The 9,235-nt window shown below is 66.6% G+C and carries 10 protein-coding genes; 5 read left to right on the forward strand and 5 right to left on the reverse strand.

Annotation, left to right across the window (positions count from 1 at the left end):
- From AC1D00_RS13930 to AC1D00_RS13940, 3 genes are all read right to left on the reverse strand, one after another.
- On the reverse strand, positions 1 to 1,447 hold a 1,447-nt coding region (locus tag AC1D00_RS13930; RefSeq protein WP_477011062.1), incomplete at its 3' end, for a DUF4403 family protein.
- Between the two features lie 141 nt (positions 1,448 to 1,588).
- Positions 1,589 to 2,227 (reverse strand): Vgb family protein, encoded by a 639-nt coding sequence (locus AC1D00_RS13935; RefSeq protein WP_477011063.1) that lies wholly within the window; start codon positions 2,225 to 2,227, stop codon positions 1,589 to 1,591.
- 28 nt (positions 2,228 to 2,255) lie between these two features.
- Positions 2,256 to 3,476 (reverse strand): helix-turn-helix domain-containing protein, encoded by a 1,221-nt coding sequence (locus AC1D00_RS13940; protein ID WP_477011064.1) that lies wholly within the window; start codon positions 3,474 to 3,476, stop codon positions 2,256 to 2,258.
- 150 nt (positions 3,477 to 3,626) lie between these two features.
- Here AC1D00_RS13940 and AC1D00_RS13945 point away from each other — a divergent pair, with 150 nt between their 5' ends.
- A complete protein-coding gene (locus AC1D00_RS13945) occupies positions 3,627 to 4,421 on the forward strand; it encodes a DUF899 domain-containing protein (protein WP_477011065.1) in 795 nt (264 codons plus the stop codon).
- Positions 4,414 to 4,692, forward strand: coding sequence for a hypothetical protein (locus AC1D00_RS13950; RefSeq protein WP_477011066.1), 279 nt, complete (start codon positions 4,414 to 4,416; stop codon positions 4,690 to 4,692). The genes AC1D00_RS13945 and AC1D00_RS13950 overlap by 8 nt, the downstream gene beginning before the upstream one ends.
- Before the next feature lie 210 nt (positions 4,693 to 4,902).
- On the opposite strand, the gene AC1D00_RS13955 is transcribed toward AC1D00_RS13950, so the two are convergent.
- On the reverse strand, positions 4,903 to 5,325 hold the full coding sequence (locus tag AC1D00_RS13955; RefSeq protein ID WP_477011067.1) for a c-type cytochrome: 423 nt from the start codon (positions 5,323 to 5,325) through the stop codon (positions 4,903 to 4,905).
- Positions 5,326 to 5,438: 113 nt separating this feature from the next.
- The gene (locus tag AC1D00_RS13960; protein ID WP_477011068.1) at positions 5,439 to 6,155 is read right to left on the reverse strand and encodes a L,D-transpeptidase; all 717 of its coding nucleotides are present in this window, start codon (positions 6,153 to 6,155) and stop codon (positions 5,439 to 5,441) included.
- Positions 6,156 to 6,428: 273 nt separating this feature from the next.
- Here AC1D00_RS13960 and AC1D00_RS13965 point away from each other — a divergent pair, with 273 nt between their 5' ends.
- The 3 genes from AC1D00_RS13965 (at position 6,429) to AC1D00_RS13975 (ending at position 9,125) form a co-directional block, all read left to right on the forward strand.
- Positions 6,429 to 7,481 carry a glycosyltransferase family 4 protein gene (locus AC1D00_RS13965; protein ID WP_477011069.1) on the forward strand — a complete coding sequence of 351 codons (1,053 nt, stop codon included), beginning with the start codon at positions 6,429 to 6,431 and terminating at the stop codon, positions 7,479 to 7,481.
- A gap of 33 nt (positions 7,482 to 7,514) precedes the next feature.
- Positions 7,515 to 8,204, forward strand: a complete 690-nt coding sequence (locus AC1D00_RS13970; protein WP_477011070.1) for a class I SAM-dependent methyltransferase — start codon at positions 7,515 to 7,517, stop codon at positions 8,202 to 8,204.
- A gap of 261 nt (positions 8,205 to 8,465) precedes the next feature.
- Positions 8,466 to 9,125 carry a hypothetical protein gene (locus AC1D00_RS13975; protein WP_404553642.1) on the forward strand — a complete coding sequence of 220 codons (660 nt, stop codon included), beginning with the start codon at positions 8,466 to 8,468 and terminating at the stop codon, positions 9,123 to 9,125.
- Positions 9,126 to 9,235: the final 110 nt, after the last annotated feature.

Below are 9,235 nucleotides of genomic sequence, written 5' to 3' on the forward strand. Positions count from 1 at the left end.
CCTTGAGGCCGTCCTCGCTCTTCTGGTAGTCGGCGATCGCGGCCGCGATCTTCTCGCGGGCGTTGGCGGCGATCGGCTTCAGGTCGAGCGTCGCCTTCTGCACCAGCGCCTGCTGCATCTGCGGCACCACCGCGCGCGCCGCCGCGCCGAGCAGCCCGAAGGCGGCCTCGGATTCCACCGCGAGCTGGATGTCGGCGAGCCGCAGCGTCTGCTGCGCCTGGTCGAGCATCGGCCGGCCCCAGATATGCACGGTCGCCTCGGCGCCGAGGCCGAGCCAGCTCTTCTTCTCCTTCGCGCGCACCAGGAGCGAGATCAGCAGCCGGTCGCCGGACGGGACCACGTTGACGCTCTTCACGGTGACGTCGACCGGGCCCGAGCCGTCCTCGGGATAGGTGTGGCCGGCCATCTGCGCCGCGATGAGCTTGTTGATCTCGGTAAAGGGTACGTCGATCGGCACGCCGATGTTCACGCCGGTGCCGGTCGGCGGCACGATCGAGATCTTGTCGGGGAACGGACACTCCGGCTTGGTCGGCGACGACGTCACACGCGTCTCGAGCTCGAGGCCGAGCAGCAGCGTCACGGCCTGCGCGTCGACGCGCGGCTGCGCGGCGATGGCGCGGGTCGGCTTCATCTCGAGCCAGAGCGGCGGCAGCGCGGCGGAGGAGCCCGAGCCTTGCAGCGGAATCGAGCGGCAGGCCTTGGCCCATTGCAACTTCGCATTCTCCCGCAGCGAAGGATCGTTGCGGATGCGCTCGGAGACGAGGTTGATCTGCTCGCCGACGTTCTTGTCGATCAGCGGCTTCACCTGCGCCGGCACGTTGACCTTGGCGCCGGCGACCGCAAGGTTGGTGTCACCGAGATTGACCTGGGCGCCGAGATTGGGCTCGAGATGCCAGTTCGTTGCGAGCTTCGGACGCGAGGTGACGACCACATTGCCCTTGATCTCGGCGCTGGCGTTCAAATTCTTGATGTTGACCGCGCCGATCCGTTTCGCTGCGTCACCGCCGAGCACGCTGCCCAGCGCATCGCCAAGCGCGCCGGTGGCTTTCRCCGACAACGAGCCCGTCACGTTCAGCTTGCCGCTGAGCGGCGTCGAGATCGTCAGCACGTCCTTGTCGCCGGCAGCGGCCATCGGTCCGCGCACGGCGGACCAGCCGATATCGGCGTTCTCCAGGATCTGCGAGATCGGGTTGTCGGCCTTGCCGGCGAAATTGCGCGGCGCGGCCTTCTCGGCCTGCTCGCGGATCGCCGACACCGCGATGGCGACCGGCGCCACCACGATCGAGCTCTTCGAGACCGGCGGCAGCGGCGGCAGCTGCGCGACCGGGGGCGCCGAATTCGTCGCGCGCGGCGACAGCCAGTCCATCGCCTTCAGGCTGATGAAGAACGACGCCGCGAGTACCGTGACCGCGATCAGGATAGTCTTGAAATTCAACGCCAGACGCATCTCACCCCCAGGCCGCCCGCGGGGATTCTACAGGGCGGGAGAGGAGGGCGCTAGAGCGCATCGATGGGGTGGAATTGGGGCGAATGTGTTAACGGCCGCGAACGCGCAATTGCCGCACATTCAGGCAATCGTCGCGGGGCGCTAGTCGCGCCTCGGACGGCGGACCGCTCTCACCTTGCCGGCGCTGCCGCCGCCGCAGAACAAGCGATCGCCGCCATCGGACTCCAGGCCCGAGACCATCGTGCCCGCAGGCAGGTCGAGCTGCTCCAGCACCTTGCCCGTGTCGGGATCGATCCGCCTGATGTCGCTATCGTCGCCTTCCCAGGTGCCGTGCCAGAGCTCGCCGTCGACCCATGTCACCCCGGTCACGAAGCGCTTGCTCTCGATGGTACGGAGCACCGTCCCGGTCTCCGGATCGATCTGGTGGATCTTGCGCTCCCGATATTGACCGACCCACAGCGACCCCTCCGCCCAGGCAAGTCCGGAATCGCCACCGCCGCCGGGCGCCGGGATGGTGTTCACCACCTTGCCGGTCGCGGCGTCGATCTTCTGGATGCGGTCCTCGGCGATCTGGAACAGGTGCCGGCCGTCGAACGCCGTCCCGGCATGCGCGGCGACGTCGATCGAGCGTGTGAGCTTGCCGCTGGCCGGATCGACCGCGTTCAGCTTGTCGCCGGATGCGAACCAGACTTGCGTGCCGTCATAGGTGACGCCATGCACGGCCTCGACGCCCGGAAAGGGTCCGTATTCCCTGATGATCTCGGCGGCTGAACGTTTCATGTGCTTGATCCCTGTGAACTGATCCACCTTACGTCTTCAGCAGCGGTCCGGGGAGTAACAAGCCTGTCGGGAAGCCCGGGACGGGCGGGGTCATCCAGCGGCGCGCCCGTCCGTGTCCGAACGACTGCACCTTGTTCGACCGCGCGAGCTCCTCGAGCGCCCGCTGCACCGTCCGCGCGCTCGCTCCCAGCGCCAGCGCGAGCGCCGAGCTCGACCACGGCTCGCCGTCGGAGAGGAAGGCGAGGACGGCGGCGTGCTTTTCCTCGACGGGCCGGGCTAGCACGAGGACGTCGCGCGTCTTGCGCGGCGCCAGCACAAAACCGTTCTTCGTCGCACTGATTTCGGCCAGCGGCTTGAGCTGGGTGCGAAGCCGCCCGATCTCGACGCGCAATCGCGCGCGATGCGATTCATCGGCGTGCTTCGCCCGGAACGCACCYGATATCAGCATCTCTCGCGAGACGTCAGCGGGCCATGCCTGCGCCAGAAGACGGGCGAGCGCGAACAGCACGGGCCGCGTTCCGAGCGACACGGCAACGCCTTGCCTGCGCACGACATGATGGAAGGTGTCCACGACGAGCGCTGTCGAGGTCGCCAGTCTTTCGACCTCCCCGAGCAATAACGGGTGTTCGCTGCCGCGCGCGATCAGTCGCGCGGCCGGCGTGTCGAGGATACGGTTCGCGCTGTCGACCTCGGCCGAGAGTGCCGGGATTCCCGCCAGCCGCGCTGCCTTGGCCGCGCGGTCGAGCGCGGTGCGCGCGGCTTCTGTCCTGAGCCGCCGTATCGCAATGCCCGCGACCACCAGCTCGCGCGCCACCTGAGACGCAGGCGGGAGCGATGCGGTGCCGGCCTCGGCCAGCGTGCGCTCTGACTCGTCTATGCGTCCGAGGAGGAGGAGACGGCGCGCCTCGATGTGGCCGGCATGGGCGGCATTGGCGAGATCGCCATGCTGTTCGAGCGTCGCCCGCGCGGCTGCGAGGGTCTTCGCCGGCCAGTTCAGGTCGCGCGAGACGAGCGCGATCTCGGCTTCCGCCACGACGCATCTTGCCCGCGCCACCGCCTCGCGCGGACCGAAGGCGCGCGCGGCGCTCCGCAGCAGCGCCTTCGCCTTTGCGAGATCGCCGAGCTGCGCCATCGCGATGCCGCGCAGCGCCAGCGACGGGGCATCGTTGCGCAATGCGACACGGTTCAGTGCGCCGAGCGGATCGCCGGCTTCGAGCGCACGCGCGGCGGCCGTGATCAGCGACTCCATTTCAATCCCGCCACACTTGTTACTCCCACCACGCAACCGCTTGGTGCCAGAAATCGTTGACGGCCGACAATGTGCGGTGAGGGGCGAGCGGTTCCACGTCTGTCAAAGCGAGACGCGGAATGAGCGCCCAGAAGAGAGGTTTGGAGAGCCATGATGACGTCAGCAGAAAAAGCAGGAAGTAACGGACAGGCCGCCATGCAAACACCGCCGGTGGTGTCGCCGCAGGACTGGGAGGCAGCCCGTCAGCAACTGCTCGTGAAGGAAAAGGCGCAGACCCGCGCCCGCGACGCGCTGGCCGCCGAGCGCCGGCGCATGCCGTGGATGGTCGTGGACAAAACCTATGCGTTCGAGGGGCCCGGCGGCAAGGTCACTTTGCTCGACCTGTTCCAGGGCCGGCGGCAGCTGATCGTCTACCGGGCCTTCTTCGAGCCGGGCGTGTTCGGCTGGCCGGATCATGCGTGCCGCGGCTGCTCGATGGTCGCCGACCAGGTCGCCCATGTCTCGCACCTGAACGCCCGCGACACCACGCTGGTCTTCGCCTCGCGCGCGCCGCAGGCCGATATCGCCAGGCTGAAGAAGCGGATGGGCTGGACCCTGCCGTGGGTCACCATCACCGACAGTTTCGATGCCGATTTCGGCGTGGACGAATGGCACGGAACCAACGTGTTCTTCAGCGACGGGAAGCGCATCTTCCGCACCTACTTCATCAAGAGCCGCGGCGACGAGCAGATGGGCGGCACCTGGAACTATCTCGACATCACGCCGCTCGGCCGGCAGGAGGTGTGGGAGGATTCACCCAAGGGCTATCCGCAGACGCCGACCTACAAATGGTGGAACTGGCACGACAGCTACACGGAGGGTGCAGCGCCCGACAAGAAATGGGTGGAGATCTCCGACGCCGGCGAGAAGGYCTTTCGCGAAGAGGCCGCGGAAGGCCGTGACTAGTCCCGTCAGCGCGGCCGCCGGCGCCAGCCGCGACGGTGTCGTGGCCGCGCGCCGCCTCGCCAGATGGCTCGGTCTTGCGGCGACGCCAACCTTCGCGATCATGGCCGTCCTGACGGCCGAGCTCGGCGGCGGCCCGGCGGACATGCTCTGCGCCGCCGGACACGGGTCTTTGCTGGGCGGGATGGTGCCGATGTATCTTCTGATGAGCGCGTTTCATGCATCGGCGTGGCTGAAGCTGATCTCGGAGCGGCGGGGTGGGGCGGTGAGGTGAGGGACTTTCGCCCGCGTGAACGCCTCGTCCTTCGAGACGCCCGCTTTAGGCGGGCTCCTCACAGGATGAGGCTAACTGGCCTCGGTGACTTGGCCCAAGCGTGAAGCTGCGCGTTCAGCCCTCATCCTGAGGGCCCGCCGAAGGCGGGCGTCTCGAAGGATGCGCCGCGATTCCCAATGCAAACCAAAACGGCGCGCTACGCAAGGGCCGCTATTGTGCGCCCGTCGCCGCCTGCAGATACGCAACTACCTTGGCGGCTTCGTCCGCGGAGACGCCGCCATAGGGCTGMATCTTGTTGCCGGAGACGACCTCGTCCGGCTTGACCATGAAGCGGGTGAGCTTGTCCTTGTCCCAGACGAAGCCGGCTTCCTTCATCGACGCAGAGTAGTTGTAGTCGGGCAGCGAGCCTGCCCTCCGTCCGACGATCTTGCTGAGATTGGGGCCGAGGCGATTGTCGCCTTCCTTCACCGAGTGGCAGGTGCGGCAGGAATTGTTGAACGCCTGCTGAGCTGCCTCGTCGTTCACCGGCTGCTGGGCGAGCGAGGAGGGCGCGAACAGCAGCAGCGTCAGTGCTCCCGCGCCGGCGATCGGGCGCAGCCATGGGCTTGGCGATGATTGCAGGCGGGATTGCATCTAGCGCCTCCATCGGGGATCGCGCCGCGACAAGCGCGCATCGGGATGTCGAGGGCCAACGAAAACGGCCCCGGTGGGTTCCGGGGCCGTTTGCGTCACAATGTCCTGTCGCTTTAGCGCGTCGCAGCGCCAAGGTCAGCACGGCGCTCCGTCATCGGCAGCACGATCACCTTGGTGCCGACGTTGACGCGGGAGTAGAGGTTGGTGACGTCGTCATTGGTCATGCGGATGCAGCCGGAGGAGACGTGCTTGCCGATGGTCTCGGGGGCGTTGGTGCCGTGGATGCGGTAGATGGTGCCGCCGAGATACATGGCGCGGGCGCCAAGCGGATTGCCGGGACCGCCGGCCATGTGGCGCGGCAGATAGGGCTGGCGGGCGATCATCTCCGGCGGCGGGGTCCAATCCGGCCACTCCGCCTTCTTGGTCACCGACTGGATGCCTGACCAGGTGAAGCCGTCGCGGCCGACGCCGATGCCGTAGCGAACGGCCTGGCCGTTGCCCAGCACGTAATAGAGGTAGGTGTTGGGCGTATCGATGATGATGGTGCCCGGCGCTTCGCGCGTCGCGTAGGAGACGGTCTGGCGGCGGAAGCGGGCCGGCATCTCGACCGCGTCCTGGTCCTCGGAGGGAGCTGCCTGGTAAGGCGTCGCCTGGTAGGGCTGATAGGGCTGGATCGGCTGCGGCGCGGCCATCGGGGGCAGCGGCTKGAAGAACGGGAAGAGCTGCACCGGCGCTGCCTTGGCCGGACCTGCGAATGCGATCGCGGTGACAGCGACTGCGCCCAAAGCAACGGCGCGCGAATACGTCTTGAACGTGTCCAGATTGAACATGTGATCGCCCCTGTTTGCTCGGTGTTTTGTCCACCGCGGCACCATTGCGGTGCTCCGTTGCGTAGATCACTAACGGCAATAAGTTTCGGGACGTTTGCGCGGAAAACCGAAAACGGTTTCATCGCGGCAAGGATTGTTTCATGACAGTTTCGTGGCCGCGCGAGCTCGTTAACGAACAAAACAGCGGGCCGACACTTCTGTGACGTCACACGCCTGAAATATCCGTGGTTGATGGTCCTAAGCCGAGAATCATCAAACTCTCGGGATTTTCCCATGCGGGTATTAATCGCGACTGACGCCTGGCATCCGCAGGTTAACGGTGTGGTCCGGACGCTGACCTCGCTGGCGGGTGCCGCCAAGGCCCTCGACGTCGAGATCGACTTCCTCACGCCGGACGGCTTCCCGTCGTGGCCGCTGCCGACCTATCCGGGCCTGCGCATTGCGTTGCCGAGCGCTAAGGAGATCGCGCGGCGGATCGAGAAGGCCGCGCCCGAAGCGCTGCACATCGCGACCGAGGGCCCGATCGGCTGGGCCGCGCGGGCCTATTGCCGCCGCAACCGGCTCGCCTTCACCACCTCCTATACGACGCGCTTTCCGGAGTATGTCTCGGTGCGGACCGGCATCCCCACGAGCATCGGCTATGCCGTGCTGCGCCACTTCCACGATGCCGCGGCCATGACCATGGTGGCGACGCCCTCGCTGCGGCAGGAGCTTTCCGAGCGCGGCTTCAAGCGGCTCGGCTTCTGGACGCGCGGCGTCAACACCGAGCTGTTTCATCCCGACGCTCCGGCCAAGCTCGATCTGCCGGGCCCGATCTTCATGACGATGGGCCGCGTGGCGGTGGAGAAGAACCTCGAAGCGTTCCTCGCGCTCGATCTGCCCGGCACCAAGGTCGTCGTCGGCGACGGCCCGCAGAAGGTCGCGCTCGAGAAGAAATATCCGGATGCGGTCTTCCTCGGCGAGAAGAAGGGCGCGGATCTCACCGCGCATCTCGCCGCGGCCGATGTCTTCGTATTCCCCAGCCTGACCGATACCTTCGGCGTGGTGCAGCTGGAGGCGCTCGCCTGCGGCACGCCGGTTGCGGCGTTTCCGGTGACGGGACCCAAGGACGTCATCGCCGGTCACCCGATCGGCGCGATCGACCACGATCTGCGCACCGCGTGCCTGCGCGCGCTCACCATGTCGCGCGAGACCTGCCGCAACTTCGCGCTGGAGCGCTCCTGGGAGAACAGCGCGCGCCAGTTCGTCGGAAACCTCACCTCACTTCAGCCCAGCCGCATCCTGCGCGCCTCGCCGGTGATGGCGCGGCGGCCGGTGCGCGGTTGATCCCAACTTTGACCCACAGCGAGAACCTCACCGATGGCTAAGATCATGAACCTTGACGGCACCCAGCAGCTCGACCTCACCCGTGGCACGGTCGAGCAGGCCTACGATCGCTGGGCGCCCGTCTACGATCTCGTGTTCGGCGGCGTGTTCGCCARGGGCCGGCAGGCGGCGATCGCGGCCACCAACAAGATCGGCGGCCGCGTGCTCGAGGTCGGCGTCGGCACCGGCATCTCGCTGCCGCTCTACGCGCCGCACCTGCGCATCTTCGGCACCGACATTTCGGAAGCGATGCTCGACAAGGCGCGCCAGCGCGTCACCGAGGGCCAGTTGAAGAACGTCGAGGGCCTCGCGGTGATGGACGCCGAGAAGCTCGAATTCCCCGACAATTCCTTCGACGTCGTGATGGCGCAATATGTCGTCACCGCCGTGCCGAATCCGGAAAAGGCGCTCGACGAATTCGCCCGCGTGCTGCGCCCCGGCGGCGAGCTGATCATCCTGACCCGCGTCAGCGCCGACGCCGGCATGCGCCGTTTCATCGAGCAGAAGCTGCAGCCGGTGGTGCGTCCGCTCGGCTTCCGCACCGCCGAGTTCGCCTGGTCGCGCTATGCCAAGTGGCTGGCCGGCGCTCCCGGCATCGAGCTCGCCGAGCGCCGCCTGATTCCGCCGCTCGGCCATTTCTCGCTGGTGCGCTTCCGCAAGGTCGACGTCGCCAAGGCGGCGTAACGGCCTCTCCTCATGGTGAGGAGGCGCGTAAGCGCCGTCTCCCGGACGATGCTTCGCATCGCTCGGAGAACCATGAAGGCTCGGCCGATGCAGCTCGGCCTTCATCCTTCGCGAGGCGCGTTCCGCGCTCCTCAGGATGAGGGGAGAGAGTAACCGTGCGTCATCGCGCCGCTGCACATCGTCACATGACAAGATGATGATGTCACACGGCGTACATCGAATCCCTGTAATCCCGTACCCGAAAGCATTTTGGGGGAGAGCATGATCAAGAATTATCTCGAGCAGCTGCGGATCCAGCGCTGGGACGACCATCGCTACTATCACCACAGCCGCATCAATCAGAGCCTGCACTTCATCAGCGCACTGAGCTTCCTCTTCGCCTATGTCTGGCTGTTCATCGATCCCGTGATCTCCGCGCTGGTCGGCTGGCTGGTCTCGATGACCTCGCGCCAGGCCGGGCACTTCTTCTTCGAGCCGCACACTTACGACCACATCAACCAGGCGACGCACGAGTACAAGGAAGAGATCAAGGTCGGCTACAACCTTCAGCGCAAGGTGGTGCTGATGGCGATCTGGGCGGCCTCGCCGCTGGTGCTGCTTGCCGATCCGACGCTGTTCGGCCTGTTCACGCCCTGGGCGAGCGCGACCGACTTCATGCGGCAGGTCGCCAAGATCTGGCTCGTGGTCGGCGGCGGCGGTCTTCTGTTCCGCACCGTGCACCTGTTCTTCATCCGCGACGTCGAGACCGGCCTCGTCTGGATGACCAAGATCCTGACCGACCCCTTCCACGATCTGATGCTCTATCGCAGCGCGCCGCTCGCCCTGATGCGCGGCGAGCTGATGGACCCCGGCCTGCACCTCAACCCCGAGCACACGCTGGGCTTGATCTCCGAGCCCACGCTCGAAGAGCAGCACGCCTGAGCGCGCTGCGTACACACAACACTCCGATGTCTGATGGTTGCGTCATGCCCGGCCTCGTGCCGGGCATCCACGTCTTGGGGGCTATAGATGTCGTCATTCCGGGGCGATGC

The organism is Bradyrhizobium sp. P2_E8, from assembly GCF_056403875.1.

Bases quoted from the DNA above. Each gene is read 5' to 3' on its own strand.
- AC1D00_RS13935 (WP_477011063.1), bottom strand. From the start codon at position 2,227: ATGAAACGTTCAGCCGCCGAGATCATCAGGGAATACGGACCCTTTCCG.
- AC1D00_RS13965 (WP_477011069.1), top strand. From the start codon at position 6,429: ATGCGGGTATTAATCGCGACTGACGCCTGGCATCCGCAGGTTAACGGT.
- AC1D00_RS13975 (WP_404553642.1), top strand. From the start codon at position 8,466: ATGATCAAGAATTATCTCGAGCAGCTGCGGATCCAGCGCTGGGACGAC.